19 protein-coding genes are annotated in these 19,208 nt (G+C 63.4%); 4 read left to right on the top strand and 15 right to left on the bottom strand.

The window, feature by feature from the left end; translation table 11 throughout:
- Position 1: 1 nt before the first annotated feature.
- Complete coding sequence (locus PPGU16_RS18090) at positions 2-283, bottom strand: hypothetical protein (protein WP_180724021.1); 282 nt, start codon at positions 281-283, stop codon at positions 2-4.
- Between the two features lie 322 nt (positions 284-605).
- Here PPGU16_RS18090 and PPGU16_RS18085 point away from each other — a divergent pair, with 322 nt between their 5' ends.
- The 3 genes from PPGU16_RS18085 to PPGU16_RS18075 all read left to right on the top strand — a co-directional run bounded on the left by PPGU16_RS18085 (position 606) and on the right by PPGU16_RS18075 (position 2,454).
- The gene (locus PPGU16_RS18085) at positions 606-791 is read left to right on the top strand and encodes a DUF3563 family protein (RefSeq protein WP_180724019.1); all 186 of its coding nucleotides are present in this window, start codon (positions 606-608) and stop codon (positions 789-791) included.
- Between the two features lie 51 nt (positions 792-842).
- On the top strand, positions 843-1,298 hold the full coding sequence (locus tag PPGU16_RS18080; RefSeq protein ID WP_180724018.1) for a tellurite resistance TerB family protein: 456 nt from the start codon (positions 843-845) through the stop codon (positions 1,296-1,298).
- Positions 1,299-1,494: 196 nt separating this feature from the next.
- Positions 1,495-2,454, top strand: a complete 960-nt coding sequence (locus PPGU16_RS18075; RefSeq protein ID WP_180724016.1) for a TauD/TfdA dioxygenase family protein — start codon at positions 1,495-1,497, stop codon at positions 2,452-2,454.
- Between the two features lie 34 nt (positions 2,455-2,488).
- Here the strand turns inward: PPGU16_RS18075 and PPGU16_RS18070 are convergent, their stop codons facing one another.
- The 6 genes from PPGU16_RS18070 to PPGU16_RS18045 form a co-directional block, all read right to left on the bottom strand.
- Complete coding sequence (locus PPGU16_RS18070; protein ID WP_180724015.1) at positions 2,489-3,622, bottom strand: J domain-containing protein; 1,134 nt, start codon at positions 3,620-3,622, stop codon at positions 2,489-2,491.
- Positions 3,623-3,790: 168 nt separating this feature from the next.
- Complete coding sequence (locus tag PPGU16_RS18065; protein ID WP_180724013.1) at positions 3,791-4,789, bottom strand: O-fucosyltransferase family protein; 999 nt, start codon at positions 4,787-4,789, stop codon at positions 3,791-3,793.
- A 297-nt stretch (positions 4,790-5,086) separates the two neighbouring features.
- Positions 5,087-6,637, bottom strand: a complete 1,551-nt coding sequence (locus PPGU16_RS18060) for a methyl-accepting chemotaxis protein (RefSeq protein WP_180724011.1) — start codon at positions 6,635-6,637, stop codon at positions 5,087-5,089.
- A 189-nt stretch (positions 6,638-6,826) separates the two neighbouring features.
- Positions 6,827-7,039, bottom strand: coding sequence for a hypothetical protein (locus PPGU16_RS18055; RefSeq protein ID WP_131242264.1), 213 nt, complete (start codon positions 7,037-7,039; stop codon positions 6,827-6,829).
- A gap of 174 nt (positions 7,040-7,213) precedes the next feature.
- Positions 7,214-8,245 carry a phosphate ABC transporter substrate-binding protein PstS gene (pstS, locus tag PPGU16_RS18050; protein WP_180724010.1) on the bottom strand — a complete coding sequence of 344 codons (1,032 nt, stop codon included), beginning with the start codon at positions 8,243-8,245 and terminating at the stop codon, positions 7,214-7,216.
- A 316-nt stretch (positions 8,246-8,561) separates the two neighbouring features.
- On the bottom strand, positions 8,562-10,037 hold the full coding sequence (locus PPGU16_RS18045) for an aminotransferase-like domain-containing protein (protein WP_180724008.1): 1,476 nt from the start codon (positions 10,035-10,037) through the stop codon (positions 8,562-8,564).
- A 215-nt stretch (positions 10,038-10,252) separates the two neighbouring features.
- Here PPGU16_RS18045 and PPGU16_RS18040 point away from each other — a divergent pair, with 215 nt between their 5' ends.
- Positions 10,253-10,594, top strand: coding sequence for a hypothetical protein (locus PPGU16_RS18040; RefSeq protein WP_180724007.1), 342 nt, complete (start codon positions 10,253-10,255; stop codon positions 10,592-10,594).
- Between the two features lie 33 nt (positions 10,595-10,627).
- Here PPGU16_RS18040 and dinB read toward each other — a convergent pair whose 3' ends face one another.
- The 8 genes from dinB to PPGU16_RS18000 all read right to left on the bottom strand — a co-directional run bounded on the left by dinB (position 10,628) and on the right by PPGU16_RS18000 (position 19,090).
- Positions 10,628-11,782, bottom strand: coding sequence for a DNA polymerase IV (dinB, locus tag PPGU16_RS18035; protein WP_180724005.1), 1,155 nt, complete (start codon positions 11,780-11,782; stop codon positions 10,628-10,630).
- 161 nt (positions 11,783-11,943) lie between these two features.
- Positions 11,944-12,249 carry a hypothetical protein gene (locus tag PPGU16_RS18030; RefSeq protein WP_180724003.1) on the bottom strand — a complete coding sequence of 102 codons (306 nt, stop codon included), beginning with the start codon at positions 12,247-12,249 and terminating at the stop codon, positions 11,944-11,946.
- Positions 12,246-12,515: a hypothetical protein gene (locus PPGU16_RS18025; protein WP_180724002.1), complete on the bottom strand. Its 270-nt coding sequence runs from the start codon at positions 12,513-12,515 to the stop codon at positions 12,246-12,248. Before PPGU16_RS18025 ends, PPGU16_RS18030 begins: the two co-directional genes overlap by 4 nt.
- 169 nt (positions 12,516-12,684) lie before the next feature.
- Positions 12,685-12,969 (bottom strand): hypothetical protein, encoded by a 285-nt coding sequence (locus PPGU16_RS18020; protein WP_180724000.1) that lies wholly within the window; start codon positions 12,967-12,969, stop codon positions 12,685-12,687.
- 206 nt (positions 12,970-13,175) lie between these two features.
- The gene (locus PPGU16_RS18015; protein ID WP_180723998.1) at positions 13,176-14,360 is read right to left on the bottom strand and encodes a porin; all 1,185 of its coding nucleotides are present in this window, start codon (positions 14,358-14,360) and stop codon (positions 13,176-13,178) included.
- Positions 14,361-14,469: 109 nt separating this feature from the next.
- Positions 14,470-16,899 (bottom strand): glycoside hydrolase family 31 protein, encoded by a 2,430-nt coding sequence (locus tag PPGU16_RS18010; RefSeq protein ID WP_180723997.1) that lies wholly within the window; start codon positions 16,897-16,899, stop codon positions 14,470-14,472.
- 23 nt (positions 16,900-16,922) lie between these two features.
- Positions 16,923-18,218, bottom strand: a complete 1,296-nt coding sequence (locus PPGU16_RS18005) for an MFS transporter (protein ID WP_180723996.1) — start codon at positions 18,216-18,218, stop codon at positions 16,923-16,925.
- Between the two features lie 701 nt (positions 18,219-18,919).
- Positions 18,920-19,090, bottom strand: coding sequence for a hypothetical protein (locus PPGU16_RS18000; protein WP_007589740.1), 171 nt, complete (start codon positions 19,088-19,090; stop codon positions 18,920-18,922).
- Positions 19,091-19,208: the final 118 nt, after the last annotated feature.

Genomic DNA, 19,208 nt, shown 5'->3' with positions numbered 1-19,208 from the left:
CCTAGCGCCAGTAGCCATAGCCGTAATAGCCGCGATACCCATAGTGCGGATGCCCCCAGTAACCGACCACGACGGGCGGCGCGTAGACAGCCGGCGGCGGCGCGTAATACACGGGCGGTGGCGGTGCATACACGGGCAACGGCGCGACGGAGACGACGGGCACGACGGGCACGACAGGCGCAACGGGTCCAATCCCGACGCCGACGAACACGTGTGCCTGCGCGGCGCTCACCAGTCCCAAGCCGAGCAATGCGGCGACTGCAATGTGGCGAATCCCTTTCATGTTGTTCTCCTGGACATTCGATGCCGTGTCAGTGATGCATCGGTTGATTCGCATTCTGTGCGCCGAAAGTGAGCAAAGAATTAGCCGCTGAATCAGGCTCGAAACCTGTTATGGCACACCGTGACATAACGTTTCATCGCATACCCGGCGCACTCATTTCCCGCTAATTCGCCGCACCTACGATTCATCCCGTCGATGCAGCGTCATGGTCGAAAGCGACGAAACGGCAAGCAGCACCAAGCCCGCGCATCGCAGTCACGCAGCCGTGCGAATCCCATTTCGCCAGCGCGTTTCACTTATCGCACTACTGAAGGAGCACATCATGTTCAACCCGCTCGCACACCGTCTTGGCACGCTGTTCACGTCCTCGCGCGAAAGCGAACGCGAAGCGTGGCTCGCATCGTCGACCGATCTCGCCGATCTCGAACGCCGCCAGCGCATGCTCGACGACACCAGCTATCCGTTTCACATGCATTCGAGCCTCGCGCCGCGCGACTGGATCGCATGACGCACGGCGCTTTCGAGCGCAGTCATTGAATCGAAGCAAAGGAGATCTGAAATGCGTCACTATCGAAGCGACAGTCCCGAAGCGGCCGCCCGCATCGTGGCCGCCTGCCTGCTGTCCGACGGACACGTCGGTGTCGACGAAGTCGAAGCACTGGAGCGCTACGGGATGGAAGCGCGGCTGAAGATGAACCGCGGACAACTGCTCGCCGTCATGCAGCAGATGTGCGAGGACCTGACGACGACGGCCTATCTGAACTGGGGCGACACCTGCCGCCTCGACCCCACCGTGATTGTTTGCCTCGCGCAGGACATCACGGACTGGCGAATGCGCCGCGAAGTCATCGCGCTGTGCGAGGAAGGCGCGTATGCGGACGGACATCTGTCCGAAGGCGAAGCGGCATTCATTCAGATGTTGCGCGCGGCATGGCAGATGCCCGAAGCGTACGACACGCACGACACGCGGCCGTTGCGCCGAAAGCTGAAGCTCGTGCCAATGCAGCCGCACTGAACGCTCGCGACTGTTTCTCAACCCACTGCGCTTTCCCGCCGACGCATCCTGTGCCGAGGCGGGAAAGCGCTTCGCGCATTGCACGAATCCTTCTATCGATAGCGCAATCCGTCTGGACACCATCGCATGAAATGTCAGTTCTCTTTGTGCGAGCACGCTGCTTGAATGAACGTTCCCACTTACATGGAGACGTCAGATGTCGAATACGCAAGCGGCTCTCGCCCCATCGAAGACAAGCACGATCGTCGCACAAGCCGCGCACGCTGAGCCTGAAACGCTCGACCTGCGCCGCGTCGCCGGCCGCATCGGCGCCGAGATTCGAGGCGTCAAGCTGTCCGGCTCGATCGATGCGCAGACCTTCGATGCCATCCACGCCGCGCTGCTGAAGCACAAGGTGTTGTTCTTTCGCGGCCAGCAGCATCTCGACGACACGGAGCAGGAAGCGTTCGCGCGGCGCTTCGGTGAGACCGTCGCGCATCCGACCGTGCCTTCCGTCGACGGCAGCCGCCATCTGCTCGAACTCGATTCGCAGCATGGCGCGCGCGCGAACTCATGGCATACGGACGTCACGTTCACCGACGCGTATCCGAAGATCTCGATCCTGCGCGCAGTGGTGATACCAGCGTACGGCGGCGACACGGTCTGGGCCAACACGGCAGCCGCTTACGAGAACCTGCCCGAACCGCTGCGGCGTGTCGCCGACACGCTCTGGGCGCTGCACACGAACGCCTACGACTACGCGTCGTCGCACGTGAACGCCGACACCGAGCAACTCAAGCGCTACCGCGAAGTGTTCACGTCGACGGTCTACGAGACCGAGCATCCCGTCGTGCGCGTGCACCCGGAGACGGGCGAACGCTCGCTGGTGCTAGGCCATTTCGTGCAACGTCTGAAGGGACTCTCGGCGGGCGACTCGGCGCATCTGCTGCAGATCTTCCACGATCACGTCACGCGGCTCGAAAACACGGTGCGCTGGAACTGGACGCAAGGCGACGTCGCGATCTGGGACAACCGCGCGACGCAACACTACGCGATCAACGACTACGGCGACGCGCATCGCGTCGTGCGGCGCGCGACGGTGCACGGCGATGTGCCCGTGAGCATCGACGGGCGGCAGAGCGTGGTGCTGCGAGGTGCGGGCGCGACGCTGCAGTGAGCGGCACGGCGCGTTTGCCGGCAGCCCGCAACGGCTAGAAGTCGCCGCGGCCGATCGTCGTCGGCTGCACGGTGCTGCCCGGCAACGCGTAGAGCGTGATGCTCACGTTGGTCGCGTCGATGCTGTTGCCGGCGGCCTGTTCGTTGAGTTCGAAACCTTGCGACTTGTACAGGCCACCGTCGTCGAGATTCTGATAGCGGACGTCGTACGCACCCGGCGCGACGCCGATCAGCGTGAAGGTCTGCCCGGCCGGAACGAAGAAATGGCGCACCGGCTGATCGAACACGGACGCGTTATAGACGAGCTTGCCGAACACGTCGAAGCGATTGACCGAGTTGTCGACCGTCACTGAAGAGTGCCCGCCCGCCGCGCCGACGGGCATGCCGTCGAGATAGGCCGCCGTCGACGGCCACGGCAGGCCGTTCGGCGCGAGCGTGGGTCTTACGAACAGCGCATGCGAGGCCGAAGCGTTGCTCGTGACGGAGCCGTCGCTGGTCCACGGCGAGGTCGCGGCCTGCGCCGACGCCATCGCTGCGAGCCCGCGCCGCTTGCCATCCGTCGGCGCGGCGTCGTCGGAGTCGGCATGATTGCGCGCACCGTATGGCGAACCATATGGCGAGGCATGCGAAGAGGTGTTGCGGGTGAACGGCCACGGCGTCGTCGATTCCGAAATCGCGACATAGCCGAAGAACGCGCAGACGCCGATCACCGTCCAGCTTCGCAGCGAAATCTTGCGCAGCGAAAAACCAGACCCGCCGCGTGGCTTTCGTTTTGCGGCGCGCGGATCGACATGTGCCTGCGACGTCCATGCGCTCGAACGCGCCTGCGAACGCGGCGGGACCTCGCGCCTCGTCTGCGTGGCTGCCGCCTGCCAGCTGGTCCGCTGGGATGATGGCGCCGACTGACGCGGCGGCGCTTGCGGCGCAGCCGATGCGGCCGCTTCGCGTTCTTTACGCGCGAGCCATTCGTCGTGCTCCTTGCGTTGCACGGGGTCGCTCAGGACCGCATAAGACGCGTTGATGATCTTCATCACCCGCTCGGCATCGGGATCGTCGATCCGCCGGTCAGGATGATATTTCTGACTCAAAGTCTTGTAGGCCGCGCGGATCACCTCTTGAGGGGCGTCCCGCGAGACTTTCAGATTGTCGTAGTGGCTGTGAATCTTCACGCCCTTCCCCGATTGCCGTGCTGGTCTTTTGTGATGATTCTACGCGAGCGCCGACGCACCGGCCGCTCGCGAACGCGGCCGGAAGCCGGCTTTTCTATCGCCGTTGTGGGCCAGGCCGCATTTCGCGCTTCGCCTGACCGTATTGCGTTGCGGCATGCGCCGCGCCGTTCAGGCCGTTTTCTGGTTCTGCATCCGGACGTCTGCTTCTGCCGTCGTTTCGCCGCGTTGTTGCTGCTCGTTCCAGATCTGGCTGTCCGGGAACCAGAACGCGCCTTCGCGCGGTGGAACGGCGAGTTTAACCGGTAGCGACAAATTGAACATTTTCGACCAGGCGGACAGATAGGACGGCGTCTTCACCAGGTATCCGCAACTCGCGAGCAGAAGACTCGCAACCAGCGCCTCGCGCCCGATCGCCAGTCCCGGATGACCGCTGAAATGCACGGGCGTGCTGCCTGTTGCAAGCAATCTCGCGGGCGCGACGCTGACGGGCACGGGAAAGTCCCATTTGGCGAAGTAATCGAGGAACGCCTGTTCGTCGCTCGAAACGAAAATGTTGTTCAGTTGCGGCTCTTCGGCGAGCGTCTCCTCGACGAGGCGGCAGAACGCTTCCCATGCGATCGTATGCGCCTCGACCTTCTTGTCGGTGCCGCGGAAATGCACGCCGAGCGTCGACGCGCCGATGCCGAGCCGCTTGCGGATCGCGTCCACTTCGTCGCGGATCGGCGCAGCGGGCTGGTAGTGCGAGCGGAACAACGCGCTGGCGTGTCGCAGATCGAGCCTCGGCTCATAACGGCGGCGAAACCCGAGCCCGCCGAGATCTCTCACGACCGACGTGCGCACCCGCACGTTCGACGTAGGCAGCGGCACCGCGCCAATCGTGTCGAAGTATTCGGAAAACCAGTCGACCTTGCCTTCGGCATCGCCGTAAATACCGCCGCGCGCGGAAATGAGCGGCGTGAGGCGCTTTTCTTCGCAATACATCAGGATGAACAGCACCATCTGCATCACTGAAAAAAAGCCGGAGTGCGCGCGAATCTCGATCGCAAAGTAGCCGCGGTTCAAACGTTGTTGTGCGTGCAACGTGATGCGACCCGGCGTGCTGATCGAATGTTTGAAGCGTTCGCTGCGTCGGATGTGTCTCGCGATGTCGATCAACTTGTTCAACATGCCACGTCCCTCTCATGTGCCGGGCAGCCCTTCCCGGCAAGCCGTCTGTGTTCGAAGAAATCAGGCACGTTGCGGTGCGGCACGCGACGGCAGCGAGGCGTCCATCATGCAGGCATGTCCTGCCGCGCCTCGTTCGTCGTAGCCATCGGGCCGCCTGCCCGATGCAAAATCAGCCAGCAAATAGACGTGTTGCGTCACGTGCCATCTTATCGGGCATGATCGCGATGGTCGAGCGTCGCAAAATTGAATGTGTGCGAAGTCATACACTCGGCAGTTCGCGCTGCTAATCGTATGAAGTTAGCGGGCTGCGGGATGGCGTGAATCAGTTGTCGTGAACACTGCGACGGCTTCGCGCAGCGAGTGCGCCTGCTCCGCCATCGACTGCGCGGCCGCCGACGCCTGCTCGACGAGCGCCGCGTTCTGCTGTGTGACTTCGTCCATCTGCGTGACGGCGAGATTGACCTGCTCGATGCCCGTGCTCTGTTCGTTCGATGCCGCTGAAATCTCCGCGACGATGCTCGTTACCTGCTGCACGGAATCGACGATCTCGCCGATGATGCCGCCTGCGTCGCGCACCAGGTCCGCACCCGCCGCAACGCGCGTCGAAGACTGCTCGATCAGCGCCTTGACTTCCTTCGCGGCCGTCGCGCTGCGCTGCGCGAGCGCGCGCACTTCGCCTGCGACGACGGCGAAGCCACGTCCCTGCTCGCCCGCGCGCGCTGCTTCGACCGCCGCGTTCAGCGCGAGGATATTCGTCTGGAACGCGATGCCTTCGATCACCGCGATGATCTCGCCGACTTTCGACGAGCTTTCCGAAATACCCGCCATCGTGTCGACGACGCGCCGCATTACGTCGCCACCGTGGGTCGCCGTGCCCGATGCCTTCTCCGCCAGCGACGCCGCGTGGCTCGCATTGCCCGCGTTCTGCCGCACGGTGCCCGTGAGCTCTTCCATACTGGCCGCCGTTTCTTCGAGCGACGCCGCCTGCTCTTCGGTGCGTGCCGACAGGCTCAGATTGCCCGCTGCAATTTCCGAACTGGCCGTGGCGACGCCATCCGCATTGCGGCGCACCTTGCTCACCACTTTCGCGAGGCTCGCCTGCATGTCAGCGAGTGCGTTCAGCAGCGCGCCGATTTCGTCGCTGCCGTGTGATTCGATGTGCGTCGTCAGATTGCCCCGCGCGACGCCGCGTGCGACTTCCACGGCGCGCGTCAACGGCGACGTGATCGAACGGCTGAACAGAAACGCGCCACCCAACCCGGCTACGACCGCCACCAGCATCAGCACGAGACTGATCGCGGCGGCGCGGCGCGCGTCGTCGGCGGCTTGTGCCGACATCGCCGCCGTCTTCGTCGCAATCTGCTGGACGGCCTCGCCGAGCAGGCGCGCGGGCTCACGGTCGACACCGGCGACGGCCTTGTCGCCCGCCGTCGGCTCGAAGCCGGCCGCCTTGAACGCTTCGAGGCCCTTCCGATAGCCGCCGCCCATGTCGACGTGAGCCGCCGCGAACTGCTCGACGAGCGCGCGGGCGCCGGCATCGTCGAGCGACGCGAGCAGCGCCTTTGTCTGCGAGTCGACGGTCCGCTCCTGCGTTTCGAACGCGGTCCAGCCCTTGTCTAACTTTGCCGGGTCTTTGCCGCGCAGCAGGATGTCCTTCCATTCCTGCACCTGAAGCTTGAAATTGACGAGGATGCTCGCGGCCATCCGCTCGTTCGCGACATGCACGCGCACGAGGTCGTTGTATTCGTCGATCGAGCGGTGCATCGAATAGAGGCCGTACATCGCGCCCGCGAACATCAGGAACAGCGCCGCGGCGAAAGCGAGAGGAAGCTTGAATGTGAGTTTCATGAACGATGAGGAGAGGAGGCGCGCCGTCGAGGGATGACGGTTGCTCCGCCTGTTACGGCCTGTTCATCGTCTTTTGAACCCTGCCCCAATATTTGGGAAGAAATATCCGCTGATATCGTTTTCAGCGGGAAGCGGCTGCCCGGTGCCCGCGCATGGAGCGCAGGCGGCACCGGAAAGCGGGAGGCAAGATCAACCTTTCATGTCGACCCAGATGCGGCCCCAGGCGGTCGCATACCGGAGTGCCTGCTCGCCGTCGTAGAAGAAGTCGAGTGCGTTGAAGATGCGAGCCGGCAGGCCCGGTTTTTCGATGATCAGATCGGCCGCGTGCAGGCCATCGTCGCGAATGGCGGCGCTGGCTTGCAGGCGATAGCCACGGTGTGTGGTCAGCATGGGAATAGTCATGGGTGCGTCTCTGGCTTTCAATCGGGATAGCTGGCGCTACGCGCGGCCGACGCCGTGCTTCACGCCCGTCCCGACTGCTCTCAGGCCAGGACTCGCATTATCGCGATGCCCCGTTACTGTTCAATGACGGCCGGCGTTCTCGCGCACCGGCCCGTTTTTGTACGATTAATCTGGTCAATCGGCGATCGGCTTGCCGGCGGCGTCCTTGACCTTCGCCTTCCATTGCGTGCGGATCTCGGACACGACGCCATCCGGCAGCGTGATGTAGTCGAGTTCCTGCGCCGTCTGACTGCCGTTCTTGAACGCCCAGTCGAAGAACTTGAGCGTTTCCTTGCCGCGATCCGGCTTGTCCTGCGACGAATGCACCAGCACGAACGTCGCGCCGACGACGGGCCATGCGTCCTTGCCCGGCTCGTTGGTGAGGATCTGATAGAACGACTTCGACCAGTCGGCGCCCGCTGCCGCCGCCTTGAAAGTTTCCGTCTTCGGTTCGACCACGTTCCCGGCCGCATTCTTCAGCGACGTGTACGTCATCTTGTTCTGCTTCGCGTACGCCCATTCGACGTAGCCGATCGCGCCCGGCAGCCGCTGCACGAATGCGGCGACGCCGTCGTTGCCCTTGCCGCCCGTGCCCGTCGGCCAGTTCACCGTCGTGCCTTCGCCGACCTTGCTCTTCCACTCCGGGTTCACCTGCGCCAGATAATGCGTCCAGATGAAGCTCGTGCCCGAGCCGTCCGCGCGACGCACGACGGCGATGTCCGTGTCGGGCAGCTTCACGCCGGAATTGAGCGCGGCGATGGCCGGGTCGTTCCACTTCTTGATCTTGCCGAGGTAGATATCGCCGAGCACCGGGCCGGAGAGCGCCAGCCCACCCGGCTTGATGCCCGGCAGATTGACGACGGGCACCACGCCGCCCACCACGGTCGGAAACTGGAACAGGCCGTCTTTTGCGAGCTCATCGTCTTTGAGCGGCGCGTCGGAGCCGGCGAAGTCGACTGTCTTGGCGAGCACCTGCTTGATGCCGCCCGACGAGCCGATGCCCTGGTAGTTGATTCGGCCGCCGCCCGTCTTCTGGTACGCGTCGGCCCATTTGGTGTAGATCGGGGCCGCGAAGGTGCTGCCCGCGCCCGTGACGTCGGCTGCGTGCGCGAAGGAACAGGACAGCGCGCCGATCAGGCTGGCGGCTGCGAACAGAGCGATTTTCATGGTTTGCCTCCGTAGTGGACGGGAGCTGGCGTTTTTGACCTTACTTCCGTCCCATGCACGAAAGTGCGGTGGATGAGCGTCGGCGTTTGCACGCGTTACGCCCGTCCATGCACGAAAGTGCAGTCGAGCAGAGTCCGCGCTTCGGCGCCTGACCCGGACCCACGCAGTGAGTTGCTGAAAGCTTTGTATGGGGTGCGTTTCGAAATTAGCCGCGCTTCGTGACAATGCGGTGACGAATGAAGCGGACTTCGCTGCGTCGATTGCACAGACAAAATCACGCACGCCCGGCGCCAGCGCTTGCGGCCCTTTCCGGTCCTCAGCCGATTTCCCCGGCGAGGCGTCCGAGTTGACGAAGCGCCGCGTCCATCCGGTCATCGAACGGACCCGGGCAACTGAGGCGGATAAACGAGCGGAAGCGCTCCGAGTTCGAAAAGATCGAGCCGGGCGCGATCCGGATACCGTGCGGCAACGCCGCCTCGAACAGCGCATCCGACGACTTGCCGTCCGGCAATTCGACCCACAGCAGCAGACCGCCCGGCGGCAAGCTCAGCCGCGTGCCAGCCGGAAAATATCGGCCGATCGCATCGGCGCTCGCCTCGCGCTGCACGCGCAGTTTCTCGCGCAAGCGGTGAAGATGCCGGTCATACGCGCCCGAGCCAATGAATTCGGCCGCAACGAATTGCGCCAGCGACTCGTTGTTGCGCGTCTGCGCGAATTTCAACAGCCGCACGCGCGCATGCCAGCGCCCCGACGACATCCAGCCGAGCCGCATGCCCGGCGCGAGCACCTTGTTCAGCGACGCGCAGTAGATCACGCCGCCGTCGCGATCCCAGGCCTTCAGTGGCCGCGCGGGTTCCGCCGATTCGATCAGCTCGCGATACGGCTCGTCCTCGATCAGCGCGATGCCACGGTGCACGCACAACTGGACGAGTTCGGCCTTGCGCGCGTCCGGCATCACGCAGCCGAGCGGATTCTGCAGGTTCGGCACGACGACGAGCGCCTTGATGTCCGGGCATGCCGTCAACGCGATGTCGAGCGCTTCCAGCGACAGGCCCGTGGTCGGGCTGGTCGGTATTTCGAGCGCGCGCAGTCCGAGACTTTCGAGTATCTGCAACAGCCCGAAAAATGCCGGCGATTCGACGGCAATCGTATCGCCCGGTTGCGCAACGGCACGCAACGCGAGGTTCACGGCTTCGACGCCGCCGCTCGTCACGAGCACGTCGTCGGGCGAGACCGTCACGCCCGTCGACAGTGCACGCTTCGCGACAGCCTGCCTCAACTCCCCCGCGCCGCCGTCTTCGCCGACCTCCGTCAACAGCGTCGGCCGATGGCGCAGGATGCGCGAGGCGAGCGCCTGCAGCCGCTCGGTCGGATACAGCGCGGCATCCCCTGTCGCGCCGCCGAGATTGAGCGCATCCGGAAACGCCTGGGCCCGCTCGATCACACGCGAGATACGTTCGTGCAAGCCGACGTAGCGCGCCGGCTCGGCAAGCGCTGGAATCTCCGGCTCGGCGACCGTCGCCAGTTTCGAGGCAGGCGCACGCCGCACGAAGTAGCCCGCACGCGGCCGCGCCTGCAGCCAGCCGCCGTCTTCGAGACGGCGAAACACCTGGATCGCCGTCGACAGACTCACGCGATGCTGACTCATCAACGCACGCACCGACGGCATCCGGTCGCCGGGCGCGAGCGTTCCCGACGCGATCACGCGGCGATAGTGCTCGGCGAGGCGTTCGTAGAGCGGTGCGCCCGTGTCGGGCGATGCGAGATGGGGTTCGTCGTTCAGCAAGATCATCCTTCGGATCGTGCCTGCTGCGTGGATAGATTGCCAGATACAGACCTTGGCAATTCAGACGGAAACAGCGCAACAAAACAGGTTCCTGTATCGGTACAGATTCTAAACGCGTGAGTCTGTTGCGGTCCGATGACTGTCTTTACGCTTTCGACATTGACCTATCGATTCTGAAATCGCCGGGTCGATCAATTGACTGCTTTCGGACTGGATTCTCGATGAAACCCTTCGAATACCGATACGCTCCCGGCCAGGTTCACGCCGCCTGGTTCAAGCGCGAAACCGCGATCGTCGCGCTGGAAGGCACGCTGCGGTTGAGCTACCGCGATGCCTCACTGGACTGGCTGCTTGGCGACGCACCTCGGGTGTCGGTCGTCCTGTGCGAAGGCGAGCGCCATGTGCTGCCGTACGAAGCGTTCGTCGAAGTTCTCGCGGCTGGGCAGCGCGCCGCGATCGCGCAGATCGACACGGGTCCGCGCGGGCAGACGATGGTCGCGACGATCGGGCGTTGGCTCGTGTCGATTGCCCGCCTGAACGGTGCGCTGTTTCGGCGAAGCTAACGCTAAGGCTGTGGTGTCAGCCGGTGTCGCCGCTCAAGCCGTGAACGGCAGTTCGGCTTGTATGGGCAGCGGCGGCGCCTGCTCGCTCACCAGCGAGAGCCCGCTGACGCGCACGCCGAGCAGCCGCAGCTTGCGTGTCAGCGCGACGCGTTTCAGGCACTCGGTAGCGGCGCGCCGGATCGCCGCCGCGTCCGATGTCGCAGCGGGAATGGTCAGATCGCGCGTGACGGTGGAGAAATCGTCGAAGCGCAGTTTGATGCCGATCGTGTGTCCGACATAGCCCTTGCGCTGCAAGTCTTCCGCGACGCGCACGCACAGGCGCGTGAACGACTCGGACAGCGCGGGGCGGTCATGGCGCGGATGCAGGTCGCGTTCGAAAGTCGTCTCGCGGCTCATCGACTTCGGCTCGGATTCGACGACGACGGGACGCTCATCGCTGCCCTGCGCGACATGCGTGAGCCACGTGGCGTATTTGAGGCCGAAGTTGGCCTGCAGCAGATCCGGCGCCGCATGGGCCAGATCGCCGACCGTATTAATACCGAGCGCGGCCAGCCGCTCGCTCGCCTTCGGCCCGATGCCGTTGATCTTTCGCGCAGCGAGCGGCCAGATGCGCGTGGGAATGTCGTCGGGCGTCAGGATGGTGAGGCCGTCCGGCTTGTCCAGTTCGGAGCCGATCTTGGCGAGCAGCTTGTTCGGCGCAACGCAGATCGAACAGGTCAGGCCCGTTGCGCTGCGCACGGCGTGTTTGATGCGCGCACCGATGTCGGCGGCATCGCCCGGCACGTCGGTGAGGTCGATATAGATTTCGTCGATGCCGCGATCTTCGATACGCGTCGTGAACTTCGCCACTTCGGCCTTGAAGAGACGCGAGTAATGCCGATAGGAATCGAAGTCGGTTGGCAGCAGGATCGCGTCCGGCGCGAGTTGGGCGGCCTTCATCATGCCCATCGCCGAGAAGACGCCGAATGCGCGCGCCTCGTAGGTCGAAGTCGTGACGACCCCGCGGCCCGCGTAGTCCTTCAGCTTCGCAAACCGGCGCGTGCCGTCCGGCAAGGTCTCCGGGATCGCGTTGCGACCTCCGCCGATCACGACCGGCTGGCCACGCAACTCCGGATAGCGCAGCAATTCGACGGATGCATAGAACGCGTCCATGTCGAGATGCGCGATACGACGGACGATGACACTCATGTTGCGTGATGCGGTTTGCGAGGAAGACCTGCGGTTGGGACACGCGACGCCGGATTGTTCCGCCAGCGCCGCCGGCTCAAGTCACAGCGGACAAGGACCTGCAGTGTAGCAAGTTGTCCGCGCGCGGCCTTGAACGACGCCCCGCCACCTTCCCGCATCTGTCAGACGCGAAACACGTTGCCATCCGGACCGATCTTGCGCGGAATGCTCCGGTTGCCGGACCGCTTCGTCGCGACCACCGACGACGCGCCGTGATCCGCCTGTACGTTGCCCGGCTCGGTGACCTTTCTCGCAAGCCGTGGCGCCGCCGGTTTTTGCGCATGCGGACGCAGCGGCTTTTGCACGGCTGGGGCGGCAGAATGGCCACGCGCTTCCGGCGGATTCCAGATTTCGACGTACTTTTCCGCGTGCGCCGCAGAAGTCAAAGCCAGCGCGATCAGCCCGACCCACAGACGACCTGTCTTCATCGCTCACTCTCCTTGCCTGGAACTTCCTGACGGGCTTCGCTTGTTGGGACGTGCGCAGGGTCGTGCGCGAAAGCGTCTGTCACTGCCGGGCGTGCCGTGCCGACCGACCGGCCATTCTCGCATGCATAGAACGTAGGTTCCCCGGCTTTGCCGCGACGGATCGCCTCGTCGATTTCCCACTCGCCGAACGCGGACTTCAAGTCCGCGACAAACGCCGCGATCTCCGGCATTGGATGACCGGCGGGTTGATGCACACGCATTTCCATGACGCACGCTCCTTTTGAATCGCACGCCGATACTGTATATCCATACAGGTTTTTGCGCAATTGGTAGAAAGGGGGTGTTGCGTGAATCGCAGGCGAAACGGTGTGACGGGAATCCGCGCAGGTGGCGGGAGATTAGCCAATGGAAAATCAACGCGCAAGACGCATGGGATCAAGGGGAATGGGTTGCTCCCGCCACCAGCAGGTGCCGATGAATCGTGCAGTAACACTCGTCATGCCAGCCGTAGCGTGGATCCTGGCAGATCGAATGCCGGACGGATGCCGGGAAGTTCGACGGTTCGCTTCGCAGATCGGACGTGAGCGCCGCGAACACGGAGCCCGGCTCCGGCCAGTCGGCCTTGCTCGGACCATCTTTCAGCCGGTTGCCCTTGCCGACTTCGCTCGCGAGAATGACTGCGAGTTCCGGGCACAATGCAACTGCGTTGTTCTTTGTCATCGTGTCGATCAGGTGCGCCCGAGCGGGCAGGCATATGCGTGAAATGCACCTGATGATACCAGGCGACCAAAGCGCTTTCCGCGTCCCTTCGCCCACGTCCACGCAGCGGACAAAGAAACGCCGGGCCGCCGCAATCTCGCGACGCCCGGCGTCAAGTCGTGATGATTCGCGACACAAACCGCTTGCCGCGCGCAATGACGACGTGGTCAGAACGAGTGACGAATGCCCACCATGCCAACGAATTGCGACGGCCCCGACGACGGCGTCGTGTTCTGCGAATCGCCGACGACCGCCACCGCATCCGCGATCGTCACGCCCGAGCCCGACGCGACCAGCGACTTGCCGCGTGCCAGTTGATACGCCTCGAGCGCGTAGAACGTCGTACGCTTCGACAGGCTGTAGGTCTGCTCCAGCGAAATCTGGTGATACTGCGCCGGATCGTCGATACCGTTCGCCTTGCTTGCGCGCGTGTAGCTATAGCCGATCCCCGCGATCACCGACGGCGTGAACCGGTAAGTCGCGATCGCGCCGTACGTGTTGAACACCGCTTCGCTTGCGAACAGCGAGTGCGAACCCGGCGCGTACTGCACGTTCGAGTAGTTCACGCCGACCATCAGGTCGCTGAGGTTGTAGCGGGCGGCTGCCGCGATCATCTGCGTGCTGCTCGCGCTCGCGTAGCCGTTGTTGACGGGAGAATTGATCGCGAAGCTGCCGAGCGACTGGCTCGTCGTGATGTTCTTCAGTTTCACGTAACCCGCCGCGGCCGAGAACGACTGGTAGTCGTAACGCAGCGCCGCACTCAGATTGCTGCCGTTCGTCACGCTGCCCGGCACGCCGCCCAGCCCGTACTGCGCGGCGAATGTCAGACCCGCGATATTCGGCGATGCATAAGTGATCGAGTTGTTGAAACGCAGCGTCGTGTCGAGCGCGTCGAGATCGCCCGGGTGCGCGCCCGTTGCGCCCGTCAGCACGCCTGTCGGCCCGAGCGCGCCGACCATGTTGAAGTAAGGCGTGTACTGGCGGCCAAGCGTCACCGTGCCGTACTTGTCGTTGCTCAGGCCGACGTACGCCTGCCGGTTGAAGAGATTGCCCGCGCTGCTTTGCGCGCCCGTCAACGAATTGAAGCCGCTTTCCAGCCGAAAGATCACCTTCGTGCCGCCGCCCAGTTCCTCTGCGCCGAGCAGGCCGAACTTGCTCGCCTGCAGGTTGCCCTGGCTCATGTAGAAATTCGAATGGCCACGCTGGTTGCTGACGTAGCTGAACGCGTTATCGACGACGCCGTACAACGTGACGCTGCTTTGCGCGAAAGCACCCGCCGACAGCACTGCACCTGCGAACGGCAGGCATGCGAGGGCCATTGCACGCGTGCGCGTGCATTTCAAAGTCTTCATTGCTTGTAGTCTCCTTGCGACGGAGCAGGCGCTTCAGCGCCCTGCTCGCGTCCCATGCAAGATGGTTGGGGTTTAAATCGAGACCTGACGGTCGTGTGGTGGGTGGAAGTTAGGGATGCGCCAGGCGCAGCGTCAGACGGCGCCAGCCATTCAAGACGACATCGCCAGTTACTTCGCCGTTCGTGCAGGTGGCTTCGCGGACCTCGGACGCAGGCACGCTGAGTTGTACTTCGTGTTGCGCGAACGGCATCTGCCCTTCGCGGTCGATCGTGATACGCAGCGTGGTTGCGTCGCTTGCGACTGCGACATTCCAGCGCCCTTGCATGCCGTCTCGCCAGGCTTCCGTTTCGCCATCGTCTTCGACGCAACTGCCTCGCGCCGTGCCGGTTCCTTCGAATGGCAGCGCGATGAACCCGCGCTCGTCGGCGGGTTGCGCGAAGTGCTGCTCCGCGACGTTCAACGGCACGACACTGCCTTCGCGCAGCAGCATCACGGGTTGCTCGAACGGCGCCGGCAACGTCACGCTCTGCCCGCCTTCGAACACCTCGCCGCTCCAGTACGACGCCCAGCGCACGCCCGCCGGCAGGTACACATCGCGCTCGCGCTGTCCTTGCTCCACGACAGGCGCAACGAGTAGCGACGAACCGAGCATCATGTCGTCGCCATCGGCGAGGCAGCGCGGATCGTTCGGAAACTCTGCGAACAGCGGGCGCAGCACAGGCTCGTACGAGCGATGCGATTGCCACAGCAGTTCGTACAGGTAAGGAATCAGCCGATACCGCAGTTTGATGAGCCCGGCGATCTGCGCAGTCGCTTCGGGATACATCCAGGGTTCGTTGACCGTGCCGTCGTCATTCCACGAATGGATGCTGAAACGCGGCAGGAAAATGCCGAACGCGACCCAGCGCAGCAGCAGTTCCGGCTCCGGCGCCGGCCCGGAGAATCCGCCAATGTCATGGCCGCTGTTCGACACGCCCGACATCGCGAGGCCGAGGCCCATTTTCAGGTTGTAGCGCAGCGTTTCCCACGACGTGTAGTTGTCGCCGGACCATGTCTGCACATAACGATGCATGCCGACGCCACCCGAACGCGACACGAGAAATGGCCGCGTGCGCGGCGCGTGCTCACGCTGCGCGTCGCGTGACGCGCGCATCATCAGCTGCGTCTGCAGCACCTTCGCCTGATGCGCGGGGAACGGCTCGCCGAAGCCTTGCGCGATCGCGTCCGGTGTCCAGATTTCGAACTCGTTGTTGTCGTTCCACGTCGATGCAATGCCGTAGCGCAGCAGGCTGTCCTTCACACGCGCTTTCCACCAGTCGATCGTGGCGGGATTGGTGAAGTCGAGATACGCGCCCACTTCGTCCCAGAACTGCACCCATGCGGGCTCGCCGTCGCGCGCCTGGATCAGCAGACCTGCCTTCGCGGCTTCGTCGAATGCCGGGTGATCCTGCAACAGGCACGGCTTGATGTTCGCGCACAGCTTCACGCCCTCCCGCAGATAGCCGTGCACGAAACCTTCGATGTCCGGAAATTTCTCGTGATTCCAGTTGAACACATAACGCTTCGCGCCAATCGACGTGTAGCCCGACGACAGGTGGAACGAATCGCACAGCACGTCATGCTCGCGGCAGCGCTCGATGAATTCGCCCATCTTGTGTTGCGCGTCGGGCGCGTCGGTGTAGCTCATCGTCGAGCCGGAGTAGCCGAGGCCCCACTTCGGCATCAGCGCGGGCCGGCCCGTGAGCCACGTGAAGCGGCGCACCGCGTGCAACGGCGTATCCGCCGACGCGATGAAGTAGTAGTCCAGATCGCCATGCTCGGCGACGAAATGCCGGTAATGGCCGTGATAGTTGTCCAGCTCGCGGCCCATGTCGAAGCGGCAATCGGCGAGCGTGTCGTAGAACAGGCCAAAGCCCATCGACGACTGCGGCTGCCACGTCACGTAAAACGGGATGTGCTTGTAGAGCGGGTCCGTACTGCGCGCGCTGTAGCCCATCGCGTCGATGTTGCGCATCTCGTAGCTCTGGTTCGCGCGGTCCAGCGTGCCGGCGCGCTCGCCGAGACCCACGTACATTTCGCCGCGCTGCCGCTCGACGTAGTGATAGACGCGCTCGTCCCACCAGCCGAAGTTGTACGCCTGAGTCTTGCGGTCGTTCATCACGTCGTGCCACGCGCCGTCACGCGCGATGGCCCACGAACAGAAGCCGCCGTCCAGTGCGACCGTCAGGCGAACCTGCGCGGTTTCGACGACGAGCGTTTGCGTGTCGCTCGTCGCGCTGAATGCCGTTTGCCCGAAGCCGCTCAGGTCGCGCCGGTCGCGGCCCTCGATCGGCACGTCTTCCAGGCCGGGCGCAATCGACCAGGTGCGCGGTCCGCGAAGTTCGCCCTTCGGCAACACGAGCACGCGGATGATGTCGTCGGCGAGCACGAACAGTTCGATCCGCGCGCCATCGGCAGCGGACAGCACGATCGGGTTGCCGGCTTGACCGTTAAGGGTTTCGGAGACAGAAAACTGCGGTCGATTCTTCAACGTAGCCATGATGTGTTTCCAGGTCAGTCAGTTCAGGCCGCGCTGCCCGCGCCGTTGCCGACGCGTTGCAGACGGGCGTCGCGCGACACGCCGCGCATCAGGATCACCAGCAGCGTCGCGCCGATCAGGTCGAACGCGCCGAGCGCGCCGAACAGCGGCGTGTAGCCGATCTTGTCGGCCAGCGCGCCTACCATCAGCGAAAAACCCAGTCCACCGATCCACGCCGCCATGCCCGCAAAGCCCGCCGCGGTGCCGACTTCGCCGGGTTCGAACACGTCGGCGGCGAGCGTGTTGACGAGCGCGGAGATCATCTGGTGCGCGAAGCCGCCGACACAGAACAGCGCAATGGCTTCATACGGCGAAGCGACCAGCCCGATACACGCCGGGCCGATCATCATGAACGCGCCCAGCACGACGCCCGCGATACGCGACCAGATGAGCGGCACGCGCAGCCGCTTCATCAGGAATGGCGACAGATAACCGCCGAACAGACCGCCGAGGTCCGCCGCGAGGAATGGCAGCCATGCGAACAGCGCGATCTGCTTCAGGTCCATGTGGCGCTCGGTGGCGAGATAAAGCGGAATCCAGAAGCTGAACGTTTGCCAGGCCGGCTCGGCGAAAAAGCGCGCCTGTGCGATCGCCCAGAAACGCCGCGTGCCGAGCACTTCGCGGATGCGGCGCTTGTCCTGGCCCTGCGCGGCAGGCGGCGTCTGCCCTTCGACGATGGCCGTGCGCTCCTGCTCGCTGATCCGCTTGTGGTCGGCCGGCGCGCGATAGAACACATACCAGAGCGCCGCCCACACGAAGCCCAATGCGCCCGTCACGGCAAACGCGCTCTGCCAGCCGTAGCGCAACGACAGAAACACGACGAGCGGCGGCGCGAATAGCGAGCCGAGCGACGTGCCCGCGTTGAAATAACCGACCGCCACCGACTTCTCGCGATTCGGAAACCACTCGGCGACCACCTTCATGCCGGCCGGAATCGCGACGGCTTCGGACAAGCCCATCAGCCCGCGCAATGCAGCGAGCGACAGCCAGCCGCTAGCGAGACCATGCAGCATGCCCGTCGCCGACCACAGGCAGGCGAACAGCGCGAAGCCCAGACGCAGCCCGATCAGATCGATGATCAGCCCGCAGACGGGCTGCATGATCGTGTAGCCGATCTGGAATGCGCCGACGACGTACGAGTACTGCTGGGTATTCATGTGCAGCAACGTCTTCAGCTCTGGCGCCATGACGCCGAGCGCGTTGCGCGACAGGTAGTTGACGATGGTCCCGAGGCACACGAGCGCGATGATCCACCAGCGCAGGCCAATGATTGTTCTCAAGTCTGTCTCCGTTTCCTTGTGCGAACCGGGTCCGAGGCCGCCCGGTGGTGACGCTTCTGGATGCGCGAATTCGAACATCCAGTTAGCGTTTATCGTCGGTCATCGTATCACTCAAACATCTGTAGGATACCAGGGAAAACCATGTAGTACGCCAGATCAATGCGATGAAAAGCCTGTCAGATGGCCGTTCTGCGCAATTCTTGGGCGACTGTATTGCGAAGGGACAAAAACGTAGAGGGAGCGCGCAGGATGTTCATTCGAACATCGGATTGTTCTCTTACGCGTCAAAAGGAAGATTGGAAAGCTGAGAGATTTGTTCGAAGGCGGTGCGAAAACGGCCTGCAATACATCAGCGTCTCGCGAAATGGGAAAACAGGCTGAAGAAATCGACGCAAGCCGGCAAATCTCTTTGAGATACGTCATCGTACAAGCCGAGTTCACCACGTATCGGCGAGAAATTCGCCAATACTTTCTTTTACCTTTCTTATTTCTTTCGATTTAGACTAGCGCCACACCCAGAACACTACGGAGCGCTATATGGGGAATTTAGGAGGTTTCATGCAAGGTGCAGTCGCATTGGGCGGCTGCATCGGACTGTTCGCGACAGTTGTCTGTCTGGTCGAACTGTTCAACTGATCACCGGATCGAGCGCCGGAGACCACATCACACCAAAGAGCCGTCGCAACCCGACGGCTCTTTTTTCACTCGTGCTCGACGGCCTGGGTTTCTTCCATCGTCGACGCCCTCACCCGCTCGGCGAAGCTCTGCAGCGCCGCCAGCGATCCATGCACACTGTGATATTCCTGTCGACCGATGCGTGCTTCGAGCACGACGGTCATGCCCGCTTGCCGGGCTACGTCGAGGATGTCCATTTCAATCTCCGCTATTCGTCCGAATCCTTGAATCGCCTGGCGCACTGAAAACCGACGCGCCTTGATATCTATTCTATGAGTCCCGCGTCAAGCATCAATCGCATGCGCGGGGAATCTA

Source organism: Paraburkholderia largidicola (assembly GCF_013426895.1).
Lineage (GTDB): Bacteria > Pseudomonadota > Gammaproteobacteria > Burkholderiales > Burkholderiaceae > Paraburkholderia > Paraburkholderia largidicola.
Note: the sequence above shows the minus strand (reverse complement) of the source record. Positions and strands in the feature narration are given on the sequence as shown.